Origin of the sequence: Kribbella sp. NPDC056951, from assembly GCF_042674205.1 — a bacterium.
GTDB classification, from domain to species: domain Bacteria; phylum Actinomycetota; class Actinomycetes; order Propionibacteriales; family Kribbellaceae; genus Kribbella; species Kribbella yunnanensis.
Genome location: NZ_JBHUQZ010000010.1, coordinates 91,038 through 108,231, shown reverse-complemented (window position 1 = coordinate 108,231; position 17,194 = coordinate 91,038). Strand labels below are relative to the sequence as shown.

15 protein-coding genes are annotated in these 17,194 nt (G+C 67.0%); 6 read left to right on the top strand and 9 right to left on the bottom strand.

All coding sequences use genetic code 11. The features are described from left to right. Positions 1-48: 48 nt before the first annotated feature. Together mug and ACFTSF_RS31490 are read left to right on the top strand one after the other, a co-directional pair. Entirely contained in the window at positions 49-549 is a 501-nt protein-coding gene (mug, locus tag ACFTSF_RS31495; protein WP_380158010.1) for a G/U mismatch-specific DNA glycosylase, read from the top strand. A 25-nt stretch (positions 550-574) separates the two neighbouring features. Beyond that, on the top strand, positions 575-3,895 hold the full coding sequence (locus ACFTSF_RS31490) for a HEAT repeat domain-containing protein (RefSeq protein ID WP_380158008.1): 3,321 nt from the start codon (positions 575-577) through the stop codon (positions 3,893-3,895). On the opposite strand, the gene ligD is transcribed toward ACFTSF_RS31490, so the two are convergent. Genes ligD through ACFTSF_RS31445 form a run of 9 tightly spaced genes read right to left on the bottom strand, consistent with a single transcriptional unit; the run spans position 3,892 to position 13,348 of the window. Then, positions 3,892-4,926, bottom strand: a complete 1,035-nt coding sequence (ligD, locus tag ACFTSF_RS31485) for a non-homologous end-joining DNA ligase (RefSeq protein WP_380158007.1) — start codon at positions 4,924-4,926, stop codon at positions 3,892-3,894. The genes ACFTSF_RS31490 and ligD overlap by 4 nt on opposite strands. Positions 4,927-4,955: 29 nt before the next feature. Continuing rightward, positions 4,956-6,032, bottom strand: a complete 1,077-nt coding sequence (locus tag ACFTSF_RS31480; protein ID WP_380158005.1) for a hypothetical protein — start codon at positions 6,030-6,032, stop codon at positions 4,956-4,958. Then, positions 6,029-6,874 carry an acetylxylan esterase gene (locus ACFTSF_RS31475; protein ID WP_380158003.1) on the bottom strand — a complete coding sequence of 282 codons (846 nt, stop codon included), beginning with the start codon at positions 6,872-6,874 and terminating at the stop codon, positions 6,029-6,031. The genes ACFTSF_RS31480 and ACFTSF_RS31475 overlap by 4 nt, the downstream gene beginning before the upstream one ends. 1 nt (position 6,875) lies before the next feature. Further along, positions 6,876-7,802, bottom strand: a complete 927-nt coding sequence (locus tag ACFTSF_RS31470) for an acetylxylan esterase (protein WP_380158001.1) — start codon at positions 7,800-7,802, stop codon at positions 6,876-6,878. Further along, positions 7,799-8,896, bottom strand: a complete 1,098-nt coding sequence (locus tag ACFTSF_RS31465) for an ABC transporter ATP-binding protein (protein WP_380158000.1) — start codon at positions 8,894-8,896, stop codon at positions 7,799-7,801. The genes ACFTSF_RS31470 and ACFTSF_RS31465 overlap by 4 nt, the downstream gene beginning before the upstream one ends. Before the next feature lie 4 nt (positions 8,897-8,900). Continuing rightward, entirely contained in the window at positions 8,901-9,794 is an 894-nt protein-coding gene (locus ACFTSF_RS31460) for a carbohydrate ABC transporter permease (protein ID WP_380157998.1), read from the bottom strand. Next, the gene (locus ACFTSF_RS31455; protein WP_380157996.1) at positions 9,791-10,696 is read right to left on the bottom strand and encodes a carbohydrate ABC transporter permease; all 906 of its coding nucleotides are present in this window, start codon (positions 10,694-10,696) and stop codon (positions 9,791-9,793) included. Before ACFTSF_RS31455 ends, ACFTSF_RS31460 begins: the two co-directional genes overlap by 4 nt. Before the next feature lies 1 nt (position 10,697). Then, positions 10,698-12,029, bottom strand: a complete 1,332-nt coding sequence (locus ACFTSF_RS31450; RefSeq protein WP_380157994.1) for an extracellular solute-binding protein — start codon at positions 12,027-12,029, stop codon at positions 10,698-10,700. Further along, positions 12,002-13,348, bottom strand: coding sequence for a hypothetical protein (locus tag ACFTSF_RS31445; RefSeq protein ID WP_380157992.1), 1,347 nt, complete (start codon positions 13,346-13,348; stop codon positions 12,002-12,004). Before ACFTSF_RS31445 ends, ACFTSF_RS31450 begins: the two co-directional genes overlap by 28 nt. A gap of 159 nt (positions 13,349-13,507) precedes the next feature. Between ACFTSF_RS31445 and ACFTSF_RS31440 the strand changes: the two genes are divergently transcribed. From ACFTSF_RS31440 to ACFTSF_RS31425, 4 genes are read left to right on the top strand one after another with little or no spacing between them, the layout of a single operon-like run. Then, the gene (locus tag ACFTSF_RS31440; RefSeq protein WP_380157990.1) at positions 13,508-14,320 is read left to right on the top strand and encodes a helix-turn-helix domain-containing protein; all 813 of its coding nucleotides are present in this window, start codon (positions 13,508-13,510) and stop codon (positions 14,318-14,320) included. Positions 14,321-14,373: 53 nt separating this feature from the next. After that, positions 14,374-15,492: an FAD-binding oxidoreductase gene (locus ACFTSF_RS31435; protein ID WP_380157988.1), complete on the top strand. Its 1,119-nt coding sequence runs from the start codon at positions 14,374-14,376 to the stop codon at positions 15,490-15,492. A gap of 10 nt (positions 15,493-15,502) precedes the next feature. Further along, positions 15,503-16,102, top strand: a complete 600-nt coding sequence (locus ACFTSF_RS31430) for a dihydrofolate reductase family protein (RefSeq protein ID WP_380157987.1) — start codon at positions 15,503-15,505, stop codon at positions 16,100-16,102. Further along, on the top strand, positions 16,099-17,019 hold the full coding sequence (locus ACFTSF_RS31425) for an NAD-dependent epimerase/dehydratase family protein (RefSeq protein ID WP_380157985.1): 921 nt from the start codon (positions 16,099-16,101) through the stop codon (positions 17,017-17,019). The genes ACFTSF_RS31430 and ACFTSF_RS31425 overlap by 4 nt, the downstream gene beginning before the upstream one ends. The last annotated feature ends 175 nt before the right edge of the window (positions 17,020-17,194 follow it).

The following is a 17,194-nucleotide window of genomic DNA, read 5'->3' as shown; positions in this document are numbered from 1 at the left end:
GATCCGGCCGACGCCCGACTACTACGTGTCCTTGGCTACGGTTCCTCCATGCAGCCGCTTCCCGATGTCATCGGTCCTGGGCTCAGGGTGTTGTTCTGTGGGATCAATCCGGGGCTGATGTCGGCGGAAACCGGGCACCACTTCGCTCGGCCCGGGAACCGGTTCTGGCCGGCGTTGCACCAGGGCGGCTTCACACCTCGGCAGTTGCGGCCGGACGAGCAGCAGGAGTTGCTCACCTACCGGCTGGGGATCACCAACGTGGTGGAGCGACCGTCGGCGCGCGCCGATGAGCTGTCCCGCGCCGAGTTCATCGCCGGCGGCGAACGCCTGGTCGAGCGCGTGCTGAAGTATCAGCCGGAGTGGTTGGCGGTGGTCGGGGTGACGACTTATCGGGATGCGTTCGGCGAGCGGAAGGCTCGGATGGGGCGCCAGGAGCGAGTGATCGGATCCACGAAGGTGTGGATCCTGCCGAACCCGAGTGGGCTCAACGCGCATTACACCCTGCCGAAGCTGGCGGCTGCGTTTGCCGCACTCCAAGAGATCAGCTGACTCGGTCATTAGGCAGGATAGGGACATGCGTGCCACGGACCTGCTGCGGTCGATCGACAACCTCCCGTACGGCGAGCGCCTCCGCCGCGTCATCACCGAGGCCCGCGGTTTAAGCGCATCCGACTTGCAAAACCTCCTCGGCGAGCTCACCACCGGGACGCCGTACGAGCGCTCCCTCGGCCTCACCATCGCCGAGGCGACCCGCGATGTCGCGACGGTGACTCGCCTGCTCAACGACCCGATCCCGGCGGTCCACAGCCGCGCGCTCGCCGCGGTTGGCAACGGTGTACCGGTGTCGGACGACGACCTGCGGATCCTGTACGACGACGCCCCGGCCGCCCTGCGTATCGGCCTGCTCAAGGTCGTCCGCAAGACCGGCCGCGCCCGGCTCGCCGCCCGCCTGATCGACGAGCACCGCGAACGCTGGGGGGATCCGGCCGCCGCCGCGCTGCTCGTCGCCACCGACGACGCGACCGTCGAACGCCTCCTCCCCGAGTTGGCCTACTGCCTCGGCAGCGGCGACTGGCGCCGCCTGGGCGCGAAGCACCCCAAGCCGGTGCACGACTACGCGCTCCGCACCCTGCCCACCGGCCCCGACCGCAACGAGTGGTGGCAAGGTCCGGCGTTCGGGCTGACCGGGGTCCTGGAGCACGATCCCGAGCGGGCCACGCTCCTCCTCGTCCGCGCCCTCCCGCCCGAGCAGTTGCCAACAGCAATCACCTCGGTCTTCGGCCGGCTGATCGACGCCGATCCCCTCGTCCTCGAGCTGCTGCTCGAACCCGAGCGCGCGCACGCAATCCGCCAGGTCCTGACCCCGGCCGTCCGCCGCCGCCTCAACCGGTACGCCGACGACGACCTGATCGCGCTCGGCGAACTGCTCTGGCCGGACCCCACCGCGCTCCTCGAAGATCTCCCGCCGAGCCGCCGCGCGACCATCTTCAACGGCATCACCAAGTCCGTCGACCTCGGCCAGGCCGTCCTCCCGGCCCGTCTGCTCACCGTGCTCCCCCACGAGCTGCGCGTCGAGCAGGCCCGCCGGATGCTCACCCTCGCCCCGATCGCCGACCACGAACGCGAACGCCGGCGGATCACCGCCTTCCTCCCGTACGACGAAGCGTTCGCCCTGCTCGCGCCCGACGTCCACCACCCGGATGCCGACGACCGCGCTCTCGTCTACCGCTCGGTCATCGCAGCGGCCGGCCGCTCCCGGCAACCCGCGGCCATCGAGAGCGCGCTGGAGTGGGCGACCAAGGTCCGGAACGATCGAGACGGCGTACGCGGCGCGGTCATGCAAGCCGTCAATGAGCTGCCGCCCTCGACCTTGAGCAACCAGCTGACCGGTTCGCTCCAGATCCTGTCGACCGCCGTACTGGAGTCCCGCGACGCGAGTTGGAGCACCCGCAACTGGCTGATCGAGATCGCGCTGAGCGCTCTCCGACAAGGGGCCGCATGCAACCAGATCGCGCTGCTCGAATGGGGTCTGGAGACCCACGGCCGGGTCACCGAGAACAACGGCACGATCATGCTCTACGGCGTGATCGACGGACTGCCCCGCGGCCAGGAAATCGCCGTGTACGACGTCCTCCGCCCGTACGTCGACAACGCCGTCGCCCGCCTGCAGTTCCGCCTGCCGTTCGCGATCGCGCGGGCGTTCGACAAGCGTGGCTGGACGATCGATCACCTGCAGGACGCGCTCGCGCAAGGAGTCTGGTCGAACCAGGAGAACACGGTCGACGAGGCCTGCGAGCTGTGGCTGTGGCGACGCGACACCCGCAGCGAGCGGGTGGCCGAGATCATCAACCGCGACGTCGGTATGGCCCAGTGGCCGCACGTCTGGGGTGTCGTCACCGAACTGCGCACCGACCTCCTCGACGCCGTACTCGCCGAGCCGGAAAGCATCCACCGCTTCGACGGCGACTACCCCGACTGGGAGGTGCCGCTCCGAGCACTCCGGTCCTGGCTCCCCCGCCAGCAAGCCCGGTACGGCGAACTGATCGCGCAAGCGGCCGCCGACGAGCGCATGCCCGAGTGGGCGCGCGCCCAGGCGGTCTCGACGCTCGGCCGGATTCCGTCGATCGGCCGTGCTGCGCTGGAACCGTTCCTGCAGCACGACAACGTCCTGCTCCAAGAAGCCGCACTGAGTGCGTTGGCGTGGACCGATTCGCCGCAAGAGGTTCTGCCGGTCCTGCTCGCGCATGCCAACGACGACCGTGCGCGGGTCGCGTCGTATGCGGTCAGCCGGGCGGCGCGGTTCGTCCGGCCGAGTCTGTTGCCGGGTCTCCTGCATCCGATCCTGGTCGGTGACGGCGCGAAGGTGACTTCGCGGAAGGAGGCCGCGCGGCTGCTCGGCTCACTCCGTGCACCGGGGGCGAGCGCCGTACTGGCTGATGCGTGGGCCGGTGCGCATCGCGATGTGCGCGCGGCGATCACGAGTGCGGCCTCGCTGTATCTGCTGCATGAACCGGCCAGCTGGGCGTTGCTCCAGGAGGCGGTCCACGACAGCGACGCGACTGCGGTTGTGCTGACGCAACGGCCGGCGTACGGGCTGGCCACGAAGTACCGATCCCGGTACGCCGAGTTGGTGGTGGCCGTGACTAATCGGCCGGAGCCCGAGGTCGTGCGGACTGCGTTGCAGGCGCTGCCGCGGTGGGCGCCTTGGAGCCCGTCGGTGGCGCCGGTCTGCGCCGGGTTCATAGCCGACCTGAACTCCAAGGCATGGAGTGCGGCGATGTCTACTTTGGTCTCCATCGTCGCCACCGACCCAGGTCTCGGCTTGGACGATCTGCAGGCGGCCGTGCGGCTGCTGGTCCGCGCCGAGAACGATCCGAACCTGCCGAACGCCACGCCCGACCGCGATCACCCGGCGCGGCAACGCCTTGCTGAGCTGGGCAAACGCCTGATTGCGGCCTTGCAGAGCAAGCCGGCAGAGTCTCGGCAGACCCTCAAGGTGATCGCGGCCGAGCTGGACAGCCCGGAGCTCCTGGACCTTCGCTTGGACCTGCTGGTCCGCAGCATCGCCTGGGACGACCTCGCCGCCGAGCTACCGACATTGATCGAGGCAGTCGCCGACCGCCCGATCGTTGCCTACAACACCGCGTTCCGACTCGGCGCCCGGCTTGGTCAGTCCCACGCGTGGACACCGGAGCAACTCGAACCGATCGTGCGCGAGCTCCTCCGCTCCGACAACCTGATGGCCGGCTTCCTGGCCTGGACGATCATCGGAGCGGGCGGCCGCCGTACCGGCTGGGCGCCGGTTTGGCGCGAGCTCCTAGTTGCCCTCCGCAACCACCCGCAGGCCGATGTCCGTCAGGCCGCCCTCGAAACGGTCACCGCCACCGAAAGCTAGCCGTCCTGCTCGGCTCCGCGCTGGGCGCTGCCGTCCTTCTCGGCCCCGCCCTGGGTGCTGCCGTCCTTCTCGGCCTCGCGCTGGGCGCGCTTGCGGCGTTTGCCTTCGTGCATCGCGACGACGCGGGCGATCGGGATCGCGCGGCCCTCCTCCAACAGGTCCTCGGGCAGCGACTGCGGCTCAGGTAGCTGCGAGGCCCAGCGGTCGGCACCGGCCAGCAGGCCGACCGCGGTCTTGACGGTGAAGTCGCGAGGCGTCACCCGGTCGAGATCATCCCAGCCGACCGGAAACGAAACGGGAGTACCAGGACGGATCCGCGGGCTGTACGCGGCAACCACGGTCGCACCACCGGACCGCGTCGAGTCCACGAACACCTTCCCGTGCCGGTCCTCCTTGATGTACGCCGTCGTCGCGACGGCAGGGTCGATCCGCTCCGCGCGAGCCGCGATCGCCCGAGTCGCCGCAGCCGCGTCATCGATCGGTACCGAATCGTCGATCGGCACAATCACGTGCACGCCCTTGGCCCCACTCGTCTTCACCGCACCCGTCAGCCCCGCATCAGCCAACGCCTGCCGCACCAGAAACGCCGCCTGAACCGCCTTCCCGAACGTGTCGTCCCCCTCCGGCGGATCCAGATCCAGCACCAGATGCGTGACGCGGTCCCACCGATCGGCCCGCATCAACGTCGGGTGGTACTCAACCGCCCGCTGATTCGCGAACCACAACAACGTCCGCCGATCGTCGCACAACGCATACGACACCTCGCGCTTCGACGCTTCGGCCCACACCGAAGTGGTCTTCACCCACTCCGGCGTGTACTTAGGCACGTTCTTCTGCATGAACGCCGGCTGCCCCGGCCGAATCCGCATCACCGACAACGGCCGCTCCCGCAACTCCGGCAGCATCCACTCGTGCACCGCATCCAGATAGTCGACCAGATCCCGCTTGGTCGCCTCCGCCCCATCGAACAACGGCTGATCCAGATTAGTCAGATCAACCCCGTCACGCGTCTCATCCGGCTTCCTCGCCATCCCCCGAGCCTAGTCGGATTTGCGCTAGATCAGGTGAGGAGGTTGAGGAGGGTGTCGAGGACTACCTGGTCCTCGCCGGGTTGGAGGGTTTGGGGGTTGAGGGCTATTTCGTCGGCGTCTACGCCGAAGGTGCCTACTGCTATCCGGGGGGTGCCGTTCCAGAGGGCGTCGATCACTTGCTGACGGTCGCGATCGGTGAAGCGGAGGACGGCGCGGCCGTGGGGTTGGCCGGCTTCGCTGGGGTAGCCGCGGTACGCCGTGATGCCGGGTAGGTCTTGGAGGCCGTCTACCCAGAGGGCTACTGAGCGTTCGTAGCCGGCTAGTAGGGCCTGCTCATCTTGTTGCAGGGTCCACTCGACGGCGGCTAGCAGGCCGAAGAGTTCTTCCTTGCCGACTTTCAGGCCGCGGCCGATCTCCTGGTTCGGGGATGCGTGCCGTCGGCATCGGTCGACCAGCCATTGGCGGCCGAGGACGAGACCGGTTGTCTGCGGCCCGCGCAAACCCTTCCCACCGCTGACGAGCACCGCGTCGGCGCCGATGTCCGTCGTGAAACGCCACAGCGACGACACCGGCGGTATCTGGGCCGCCGCATCCACGATCACCGGTACGCCGGCCGCTCGCGCGATCCTAACCACGTCTTCGATCGGCAACGCGTCCGCCGCGTAATGCGCGCCCGCGAACCACAGCACGCACGCAGGACGCCGTACCCCCTCAGCCGTGAGCCGAACGGCGAGTGCTGCTTCCAGCTCCGCCTCTGTCGGGCCGACCTCGAAGATCCGTGCGCCGGTGATGCGGGCGGAATAGTCGTACCCGTTGCGCTGGGAGGCGAACATCACCACCTCAGCCTCGACCGGAAACGCCTGTGCCGGTTCGCCGATACACGACGCGACCACCAGCGTGATCGCGGCCGCGGCGCCCGCCGTCACGCAGGCGGCCTCGTTGCGCGTCAGCTCGGCCAATCGCTCGCCGACCTCCTCGTACAACGAAGGCAGGTCGACAAACTGACCGGCCGCCTCCACCATCGCCTGCACCACCGGCGGCGGCATCAGCGAACCGCCCAGCACCGTCACCGTGGCATTCGCGTTGATGACCGGCCGGATGTTCATCGGACGAACTTCGACATCGCCGGTACGCCGGACTGTCCGGCGAGCCACGCGTCGTAGAAGTCGGCGTCCGTCCCGTCCAGATGTGTCACCTCGTACGCCTCACCCAACGGCAACGCCTCAACCAGCGGCGCATACCAATCCGCATCTTCAACACCGACCAGCGTCCTAGCCCGGACCCCCGCTGCATGCCGGATCGGATCGAAGTACGACAGCGTCCGCCCGATCACCTCGGCCGACGACCCCGCGCGCAGGTAGTCGTTCAGCTCCTCCAGCGGATAGTGGCTGGACGCAAGCCGAGCCTCCATCGCCCGGAACAGCACCAGATCCGAAGCCCGCACCACACTGACCTCCGACCGTCGCGCCGCCGTCAGAATCGCCAACTCGTTCCCAACCACCGCGACCCGGCTCGCATCGACCTCACGCAATCCGACCAGGAAGTCGACCGCCCGCAGACAATCCGCCACGATCCCGCGATAGATGTACGTCGAAGGATCATCGATCCCCATCGTCAGCAGTCCCGGATACGCCGCCTGGAAGAACTCGTCGGCCAGCCGCTGACCACGATGCATCAGCGTCAGAACGACGTACCGGCTGCGGTCGTTGGGATGCGCCATGTTGTTGACACTCCCGTACCGCGGCACCTGCAGCAGCGCCGGAAACGGCCCCTCCCCCACCGGGATGCTCAACGAACCAAACACGCGATAAGGCCCGACGCTGGTCAACCGGACCCCGTACGTCGTCGCCGAGTCATCGGTCCGCTGTGGAATCACATCGAGCACCGGCCGAGCCGGAATCGTCGCGAGCTCGTCGTCGACGGCTGTCCAATACGAAGCGAAGTCCATGTCAGATCACCGGCTTCAAGTGGTCGGCCAAGAAGTCTTCGACAACCCGCATCACCCCGGGCAGACCGGCGTGATGGGCGCAGTGCTCATAGGTACGCAGAGTCTTCGGGCACGTCAGCACGCGATGCAGCGCGAACCCGGTCTCCGGCGGGCAGACATCATCCTCGAGCCCGAGATAAATGAGAGTCGGCGCCTTGACCGCCGGCGCGAAGTTCAGCCCGTCGTAGTACGCGACCGTCTCCCGCACCCGGTCGACGTCCTTCGGATGCAGCCGCAGATACTCGTTGATCTCCTCATACGGATACGACCGGGTGAACGTCGGCGCGACCATGATCCCGCACAAGTACGGTGCCCCGCACGCAACCGCCTTGATCACATCCGGCCGCAATGCCGCCGTACTGATCCCAAGCCCACCGCCCTGACTCGACCCAGCCAACCCAATCCGCGAACCGTCGACCTCGGGCCGTTCCAGCAGCACGTCGACCGCGCGCACGACATCCAGGTAGAACCCGCGGTACCCATACGTGTTGTGGTCCACGATGTTGTTTGTCAGCAACCCCGGATACCCCGGATTGAAGACCGCGTTCGACCGCAGCTTCCCGCGCGGCGCGACCGCGAGGGTCGCGTACCCGAGCTCGGCCCACTCCTTCGGGATCGTCGGCTCCGAGATGTACCCCGGGATCGTGATGAGACCCGGGTACGGCGCCCCGCCGCCCCGCGGGACGGCGTACCAGCCGGAGACCCGCAGCCCGCCGAAACTCACGTACGAAACGTCGTACACGACGACCCGTGAGGTCGACAGCGTCGGCATCTCGGTCAGCACGGGATCCAGCGGGTACGACGAGCAGTCGGCGAGCCCCGCCGCCCAGAACTCGTCGAAGTCGTCCGGCCGGGTTACCTCGATCGTCGTGTTCTCGACGTCTCTCACGAAGCCTCCTGTCTCGGAGCCTGCAGGGCGGTCCCATCCGCCGCCGTGAACAGATGCAGGCGTTGCGGATTGAAACCGACATACACGGGCGCGTCATGACCAAGCCGGAACGGCGTGGGCACCCGAGCCTTCAACAGCTCACCCTCGATCCGCACCGTGACCAGTACGTCGGGCCCGAGCGGCTCGGACACGAATACCCGGCCTTGGCGGTACCCCGCGACCGGGGTCGGCGACAACGACACGTCCTCCGGGCGAACGCCGAGCACGACCTCCGGGTCGGCCGGCGCATCGCCGTACAAGGTGATCTCCTGCGTCAGTGCCTCGCTGCGGAACATCCGGACGCCGTCAACATCGGCCAACGAACCGCTGACGAAGTTCATCGGCGGTGAGCCCATGAACGACGCCACGAACCGGTTGGCCGGCCGCTCGTAGATCTCCTCGGGAGTCGCACACTGCTGGATGACACCGTCGCGCATCACGGCGATCCGGTCCGACATCGTCATCGCCTCAACCTGGTCGTGCGTGACGTAGATGAAGGTCCGGGCCACGTCGACATGCAGCCGCTTGATCTCCGCCCGCATCAGCACCCGCAGCTGTGCATCCAGGTTGGACAGCGGTTCGTCCAGCAAATAGGCGCCCGCATCGCGAACGATCGCGCGACCGAGTGCAACTCGTTGCCGCTGGCCACCAGACAGCTCACGCGGCTTGCGGTCCAAGAGATCCTCGATGTCCAGAGTCCGCGCGGCCTGCAGCACCTGCGTGTCGATCGTTGCCTTGGGCACCCGCATCATCTTGAGCGCGAACCCGATGTTCTGCCGGACGGTCTTGTGCGGATAGAGCGCGTAGCTCTGGAACACCATCGCAACGTCCCGCTTGTTCGCCGGCAACCAGCTGACCGGTTTGCCGTCGAAGAACACGTTGCCGCTGGTCGCCCGCTCCAGACCACAGATCATCCGCAGCGTCGTCGACTTCCCGCACCCGGACGGCCCGACCAGCGTCAGGAACTCCTGGTCCTGGATCGTCAGGTTCAGGTCGTCCACCACGGTCTTGCTGCCGAAGGACTTGGTGATGCCTTCGAGTCGTACCTCTGCCATCGTCTCAGCCCTTCACAGATCCGGCGGCCATCCCCTGGACCAGCTTTCGCTGGAACAGCAGCGCCAGTACGAGTGGTGGAACGACCGCAAGCACCCCGGCTGCGGCCATCACGGTGAACTGGGTGTTGAAGTCGGTGGCGAAGTTCGCCGCCACCACCGGGATCGTCTTCGCGGCCTTCGTGCTGGTCAGGAACAGCGCGAACATGAACTCGTTCCACGCCGTCATGAACGCGAACACCGCCGCCGCCACGAGACCCGGCGCCGCGACCGGCAGGAACACCGACCACATCGTCCGGAACCAGCCACACCGATCGACCCGGGCCGCTTCCTCGAGCTCCCGCGGTACCGACCGGAAGAAGTCCTTCAGGATCCAGATCGTGATCGGCAGCGCGAACGTCGTGTACGACAGGATCAGCGCCAGGTACGTGTCCAGCAGCCCGAACTGCCGCATCAGCAGATAGAACGGGATGATGATCGCGATCCCCGGCACCATCCGCGTCAGCAGATACAGCACCAGCAACACCTGACTCCCCCGGAACTTCAACCTGCTGAACGAGTACGCCGCGAACGTCGCCAGCGCGAGATTCAGTACGGCGGTCGCCGACGCCACAATCAAGCTGTTCCGCAACGAGTACGGCGTCTCGGACACCGCCCGCCCACCGACCAGCTCCTGGGCCGCGTTCGGATTCACGAACCCCAGATAGTTCTCCAGCGTCGGACTCACCGGCACCCAGTTCGGCGGTACGGCGATCGCGTCGGCCTCGTGCATGAAGCTCATCGCCACGATCCAGTAGAACGGCAGCACCAGATACAACGCGAACGCGATCGCCAGCACGTACAACGCGATCTTCTTCCACGGAATGCGATACCTCAGCGGAACCTGCACGACGGTACTCAAACCTCGAAGTTTCCTTTCCGGTAGAGCAAGCCGATATAGCCCACTGAGATGATCAGGGTGATGGCGGTGATGACCCAGGCATAGGCGCTGCCGAGGCCGAAGTCGGTGAACGTCAACACCGTTTGTACGTCGAGGAGGGCGATCGTGGTCGTGGCGTCGCCCGGGCCGCCGCCGGTGAGGACGTAGATGGTGTCGAAGGCGCGGAAGGCGTTCATCGTCTCGAGGATGAGGACGATCAGGAGCGGATGCAGGAGCCACGGGACGGTGACCTGGGTGAACCTTCGGAAGGCGCCGGCGCGGTCGACTGTCGCGGCGTCGTACAGCTCGGAGGGGATGGTGGACAGACCGGCCAGCAGGATGATCACCGAGAAGGGCAGGGTGTTCCAGACTTGCGCCAGTGCGGTGAACAGGAAGGCGCCGGTGCCGGAGGTCAGCCAGGCCTGGTAGGTATCGATCAGGCCGAGTTGGGTCAGTAACCCATTCAACGCACCGGTCTTGGCGTCGAAGATGGTGCGCCACATTAGGCCGTTCACCACGCCGGGCATTGCCCAGGGCAACAAAGCGAGGCTGAGCAGCAGGCCGCGGCCACGGAAGCGTTCGTTCAGGACCAACGCCAGGATGAGCGCCAGGACGACGGTCAGGCCGAGGACGACGAGGACGAAGATCGCGGACACCTTCAGCGCCGACAGGAAGGCGTCGTCGCTGAGCAGGGACTTGTAGTTGTCGAAGCCGATGAACCGCTTGGCCTTGGGCCGCTTGAGGTTGTTGCGCTGCAGGCTGACGTAGAACGAGTAGCCGATCGGGTACGCGACCAGCAGGGCGATCACCGCGATGGCCGGGGCGTTCAGGGCCCAGGCCTTCGCGCTGTCGCCCAGCGGCCGTCGTTCGGTCAGGACGGTCACCTCAGGAGTACTTCTTCTTGAGGGTCTCGGCGCTCTGCGCCAGGCTCGCGACCGCGGCGGACGGCTGGGTCTGGTTGCTCAGCACGCCCTGCACGACCTTGTGCATCTCGGTCTCGAACTCGGTGTACCAGGCGACACCGAGGACGTTGCGCGGCCGGGCGATCTCGGCCAGGTGCGCGTAGATGGCCGGGTCGGCGAACTTCTTCAGGGTCGCGGTGATCTCCGGGTCCTTGGCCAGGTCCTTGTACGCGAAGCCGAGCCCGCGCTGCTGGAACCAGAACTTCGCGGTGTACGGCTGCTTGCTCTCGTCGAGTCCCCCGAGGTACGTGAGCAGCTTGAACGCGTTGTCCTTGACCTCGGTGTCCTTGGCCAGGCCGTACATCCGAGTGTTGCTGATGGTTCCGTGCACCTTGCCGTCCAGGCTCGGCACCAGCGCCATCTTCATCTTGCCGGCCGCCTTCGACTTCTGCGGGTCGTTGTAGTCGCGCAGCGCGTACCGGGCGCCGATGGTGAACGCGTACCGGTTGGCCTTCATCGCGTTGTCGACCGGGACCGGCAGCAGTTGCAGCGAGGCCGGGTCGAGCACCTTCGACTTGTTGGCCGCGTTCTGCAGCCACGTGAAGACGTCCTTGGTGACCGTGTCGGTGGTGTTCATGATCGGTGCCTGCTGATCGTCGAACAGGTTGCCGCCACTGGAGAAGATCAGACCCCAGACCCAGGCCCACCAGGTGTCGGACAGCTGGGCCGGAAGGCCGATCGGATGCTCGAGCAGACCCTGGCTCTTGATCTTGGCCGCCTGCGCCTCGAGCTCCTCGAGACTGGCCGGCGGCTTACTGAAACCGGCCTTGGACAGGATCTCCGCGTTGTAGATCAGGCAGTTCGAGTCGGTGTAGTAGGGCAGGCCGTAGCGCTTGCCCTGGTAGGTCATCGCCTCGGCGTTGCCGGGGAAGATCGCGCCGTACACCTCGTCGACCCCGGGCAGGCCGTCGATCGGCTGCAGGTAGTCGCCCTCGACCCAGGCCGCGAGCGAGTCGTCGTACACGTAGAGGGCGTCCGGGCCGCCACCACCGGTGAACTCGGCAACCACCTTCTGCACGTACTGCGCGCTGGTGATCGGCGTGTAGTTCACCTTGACGTTGCTGGCCTTGGTGAAGCGGTCGAGGTTCTGCTGGACCAGAGTCGCCTCGTAGTCCCAGCCCTCGAACTTCACGCTGCCGTCTCCAGCGCCTGCACCGGACTTGTCGTTCGAGCAGGCGGCGAGCAGGCCGGGGGTGGCCGTCGCGCCCAGGCCGAGGCCGGCGAGCTTCAGGACCTGGCGGCGGTTGAGCTCCATGGTGTGGTTCCCTTCGCTAATTCTTGGGAGATGCGAAGCCGGTAGAGACGCGTGGGGCGTCCCTTGGGATGGTGCTGTGCGGTTCCCTCGTCGCTGACCAGGCCACCAGCGTCGAGGGTGCGGATCAGCCGGCGACCGCTCTGATCCGTGATGCCGAGCCGGTCGGCGAGCTCTCCAGGCGAGATCGCACGGCCTTCCAGCTCGTGGTCCAAGGCAGCCAACCGGGACACAGTGGCCGCACTGAGGCCGACAGACTTCGCGAGCTGCTCGACGTGTTCGCCGTGCTCGCGGTAGGAGAAGCTGAGCGCCTCGCGGTCGGACGTGGTCACCGGCCCCATCGGCCCGATGATCACCCCGCTGTCCTCGATCAGGTAGGCACACGGTTCGTTCTCCTGCTCCGCCCGGGCCGCGGCCTGCTCGGCAAGCAGTACGCAGTTGCGGGCGGAGACGCCGACCCCGAACCCGGCCGAGACCTGCGCACCGAGCGCCGTACCGGCTTCGGCAAGGGCCGGTACGGCGACCCAGTTGCGGGTCACGCGTTCGAACAAGGCCTTGTGCGCGAAGACGACGACGCCACGTCGACCGCGGTCCTCGATCCAGGCCCCGGCGAACTCGGGGGTGTTCAGCAACAGGTTCATCAGGCCGACCCGGGCGCGCTCCTCGTCGGCCGACTGCGAGATCAGGAACACCCCGGCCGCGAACCGTTGCGCGCTCGCCCGGTCCGACTCGATCCGCAGCGCGAGCTCATGCAGCTCGGTCCGGATCGTCGCCGGGACCGGCATGCCGCTCATGATCCCGATCGCGTCATCGGCCAACTGCTCCCGGGCCGCCGCGCGGACGCTGATCACGTAACCGCGATCACCGAACCGCCGGTACGCCGTCCGGTGGAACTCGACGATGTCCTCGACCGACTGGGTCGGTGCGTAGGGCAACGAAGCGATCTGCTCCGGATCGAGTTCAAGGGCGGCGACGACCGCATCGACCGCCTCGGCCGGGAAGGTGTCGATGCTGACCGGCGAACCGCCCCAGCCCTGCTGCTGCGCACGGTACAGAGCCATCGTCAGGTCGAGCGCCGACGGCCGGATGACACCCACTGGCAGGCCGGGCGGCAGTAGCTCGCGACTGGCCGTGTAGGGCACCGGACCGGCCAGGAAGCCGTCGAGTCGAGTCGTGCTGAGGAACTCCGCAACCTTGTCGCGGACGTTCTCCTCGTGGTCGTAGCTGACCCACTCGAGATCGACGCCGCGGAGCGTGCTGGCCGCCTCGCGGAACAGCTCCCCGTGCGCCGCGTGGGTGACAACCCCGATCACGATCGCCACGACACCTCCTCCTTTACGAACCATGTTCGGAAGTGATTCGTAAATCCGATGCGGACCAAACTCCTCCCCATCCGGGGTCCAGGTCAAGGGATCGGCAGAATGAAATTTGCTGGAAACAACTTCTTGACACCGGTCTAGTCCAGGGGATTCAGTGCTCGCGTGGAGTACGTCGAGCGGCTGCCCGTCCCCGGCCTGGCCGGGGTGGTTCGGACGGTCTGGATCCAACGCATCGGCGCGACCGACCACGTCCACCGGCACCTCCCGACCGGCGGTGTCGAGATCCATTTCCCGCTCGGCGGACGGCCGCAACTCCTTGGCCCGTTGACCGGTCCGGCGATCGAGGTCATCCCGGCGCACACCACGCTGGTCGGGGTCCGGTTCCATCCCGGTACTGCTCCGCCATTGCCCGCCGTACTGGATGATCTGATCGACCAGCACCTCAGCCTTGCCGACCTCTGGGGACACACTGCGGACCGCTTGGTCGAGGCGATGGCGCGAGCTGCGACTCCCGAGCGGGCATTGCTCTATCTGCAGGCCCATCTGCTGAACGAGTTCCGCCGTACCGAGCGGGTCGACGCGCTCGTCCAGGAAGCTGTGCTGGCGCTGATGCCCTGGCAGGCAACGTCGATCGACGGTCTGGCGTCCGATCTTGCGTTGTCGGCGAGCCAGCTCCGTCGGCGCTGTCTGCAGGCTGTCGGTACGACGCCGAAGGTGCTTCAGCGGACGCTGCGGTTCCAGGGCTTCCTGGCGTTGGCACAAGCCTCGGCGACGCCGTCCGGTCGCCGCGGTCTTGACGGTACGGCGGGTCTCGCGATCGACGCGGGGTATGCCGATCAGGCGCACCTCAGCCGCGAGTGTCTTCGGCTGACCGGGCTGACGCCGACGCAGTTGCTCGGTGGCGATCTCGATCGCTGTGCCTGCGGTCACGACCACTCCGCGTCGTACGCGCCGTTCCTTGCCCGTCGGCGTTGAGGATGCACGTTTTGTTCAAGAAGCAGGCGGTACGCCGCTCATAGCCTCAGGGCATGATGCATTGCCGATCGGTTGAGGATGTCGTCGCCGTGATCAAGAGCGGCGATCGCGTGGTTCCGCGAGGCGGCGGGCACTGCTTCGTCGACCGGTCGGCGCCGGGTGACGTCGTACTGGATCTGAGCGGCCTGAACACGATCGAGGTGCGTGCCGATGGGGTTGCGACGATCGGCGCGGGTGCGCTGCTCGGTCAGGTGTACGCCGACCTGCACGCGGCGGGCCGCGGCCTGCCGGCCGGATGCGGGGAAACGGTCGGCATCACCGGACTCACGCTCGGCGGTGGAATCGGGTTGGTGGGCCGGATGTTCGGGCTCACCTGCGATCGCCTTATCGGGGCGCAGGTCGTGCTGGCCGACGGCAGCGTCGTGGACTGCTCCGCGGATTGCGAACCTGACTTGTTCTGGGCGTTGCGTGGTGCCGGCGGTGGTCAGTTCGGTGTGGTCACGTCGCTGCGGTTCGACACGGTTCCGGAGCCGATCACCACGCGAATTGAAGCTCGGTGGGTCTCGGCCGATCCGGAGGTACTGGTGGCCGTTTGGCAGGCTTGGGCTCCGGACAGCCCGGACGAGCTCACGCTGAATCTCACCGTCGACGGATCGCAGGCAGTGCTGATTGGCGCGAGTCTGCTGCCTGCCGACGAGACGCGTGCGCTGCTGGCCGAGTTCGCCGACCTGGTCGGTACGCCTGTGCCGTTTTTCCTGCGCGCCGGGATGCCTCTCTCCGCAGTCAAGGCGAGCTTCGCCGAGGCGACACCGGGCGAGCCGGCGCGGATCCGTTCGGAGCTCTTCGAGCAGTCGCTGTCGGACGACGTACTGCGCGAGCTGATCGGTGGTGGACGGTTGGCGTTCACCGCGATGGGCGGTGCGTACAACAGGATTGCGGCCGAGGCGACTGCGTTCGCCCATCGCAATACCCGGTTCCTGCTGGAGACAGCGAACGACCGGTCGTGGTCGATCGCCCACGCGGACGGTAGTGGCCGCGTCTATCCGAACTTCCCCGATCTGGCACTGGCCGAGGGACCCGCGGCGTATCACGGCGAGAACCTCGCCCGGTTGCGTGCGGTGAAACAGGCCTATGACCCGGATCGGTTTTTCGATTTCCCCCAAGCAGTGTGAGAGGACAGTCATGAGTAAGGTCATCGTTGCGCTCTCCGTCTCCGTGGACGGCTATATCAGCGGCCGGACGCCGGAGGGTGCGGAAGAGTTCGGGCGTGGGCTCGGCGACGCCGGGATGCTGTTCGACTGGTACTTCAACGGCGATACGCCGAGCGAGGTGTTCGACGGATTCAAGCTGAGCGCGCCGAGTGCGCGACTCTTCGACAGCCTGGCGGCCGGCGACGGCGCGATCATCTGCGGACGGACGACGTACCAGCACTCCAGCGACTTCGGTGGCGGCAGCCCGCATCCTCATGCGCCCCTGGTGGTTTTGAGCCGTCAGGCGCTCCAGGTCGGTCCGGCGCAGACGCTTGCCTCAAGCATCGAAGAGGCCGTCGAGGTGGCGCGGAAGTTGGCTGACGGCAAGAACGTCGGGATCATGGGCGGCGGCGCTGCGACGTCCGCGCTCGCGGCCGGGCTCGTCGACGAGGTCGTGCTGCACCAGATCCCGATCCTGCTCGGCGGCGGCCTCCGGTTCTTCAACGAACTGCCCGAACACGTCGAGCTCCGGCTGATCGAGGCCGTACCGGCTCCCGGCGTGACGCACCTGCACTACGCGGTGGTTCGATGATCCTCGTCACCGGCGGACTGGGCATGATCGGCGCGGCCACCGCCCGCGCACTCGTCGAGCTCGGCCACGAGGTGGTCGTCACCTCATACCATCGCGGCGAGGTCCCGTCATTCCTGGCCGGCCGGGTCACGGTCGAGACCCTCGACATGACCGACCGGGACGCCTTCCTTGCCCTGGGCAAGGAGTATGAGATCACCGAGATCGTCCACCTGGCCGGAAGCATTCCGGGTGCCGACACGGTCGCGTACTTCCGCAACGACCTGTCCGGCCTGCTCAACGCACTGGACGCGGCCCGCACCTGGGGAGTCCGCCGGTTCGCCGTCGCCAGCAGCCTCGGCAACTACATCGGCCGACCCGAAATCCCTTGGCACGAAGACCTCGCACTCCCCGAAGCCGACCTCCCGCTGGCAATCGTCGCCTTCAAGAAAGCCGTCGAACCAATCACCGTGCACAGCCTGCAAGGCACCGGAATCGACCCCGTCCTGCTCCGGATCGGAAGCACCTGGGGACCGCTGATGGATCCGGAATCCCCGATCATCACGATCGCGCCGTACATCAGTGCCATCATGCGCGGCGAGACCCCAGGGCCCCGGTACGCCGACGATGGCGGCGACTTCTGTTACGCGGCGGACGCCGGTCGCGCGATCGCCCTCCTCACCACCGCACCGACCCTCCAGCACCGCACCTACAACGTCTCCAGCGGCACCCGATCCACCAACCGCCAAATCGCCGAAGCCCTGCAAGCCATCACCCCCGGCCTACACCTAGACCTCATCCCCGGCCGCCAGTCCGGCCCCGGCGAAGATCCCTACCTAGACATCACCCGCCTCACCACCGAAACCGGCTTCACCCCCACCTACGACGTCGCCACCGCAGTAGCCGACTACATCACCTGGCGCACCACCAACCCCCGCTGACTTTCCCCTCCCCCTCCCCCGATCCCAAGCGCCGAGTGTGACGACTTGGCCGCCGACAATCGTTTGCCAACGACCATCTCCTTCCACTCGCCGTGCCACCCCCTTCACTCGCACGGTGGTTTCAGTCGCGGGAGGGGGCTCGCGCACGGTGGCTTCAGTCGCGCGGTGGGGAACT

Excerpts from the sequence above, each read along its gene's own strand:
- mug (WP_380158010.1), top strand. The coding sequence starts at position 49 with ATGCAGCCGCTTCCCGATGTCATCGGTCCTGGGCTCAGGGTGTTGTTC.
- ACFTSF_RS31490 (WP_380158008.1), top strand. The coding sequence starts at position 575 with ATGCGTGCCACGGACCTGCTGCGGTCGATCGACAACCTCCCGTACGGC.
- ligD (WP_380158007.1), bottom strand. The coding sequence starts at position 4,926 with ATGGCGAGGAAGCCGGATGAGACGCGTGACGGGGTTGATCTGACTAAT.
- ACFTSF_RS31480 (WP_380158005.1), bottom strand. The coding sequence starts at position 6,032 with ATGAACATCCGGCCGGTCATCAACGCGAATGCCACGGTGACGGTGCTG.
- ACFTSF_RS31475 (WP_380158003.1), bottom strand. The coding sequence starts at position 6,874 with ATGGACTTCGCTTCGTATTGGACAGCCGTCGACGACGAGCTCGCGACG.
- ACFTSF_RS31465 (WP_380158000.1), bottom strand. The coding sequence starts at position 8,896 with ATGGCAGAGGTACGACTCGAAGGCATCACCAAGTCCTTCGGCAGCAAG.
- ACFTSF_RS31450 (WP_380157994.1), bottom strand. The coding sequence starts at position 12,029 with ATGGAGCTCAACCGCCGCCAGGTCCTGAAGCTCGCCGGCCTCGGCCTG.
- ACFTSF_RS31435 (WP_380157988.1), top strand. The coding sequence starts at position 14,374 with ATGATGCATTGCCGATCGGTTGAGGATGTCGTCGCCGTGATCAAGAGC.
- ACFTSF_RS31430 (WP_380157987.1), top strand. The coding sequence starts at position 15,503 with ATGAGTAAGGTCATCGTTGCGCTCTCCGTCTCCGTGGACGGCTATATC.
- ACFTSF_RS31425 (WP_380157985.1), top strand. The coding sequence starts at position 16,099 with ATGATCCTCGTCACCGGCGGACTGGGCATGATCGGCGCGGCCACCGCC.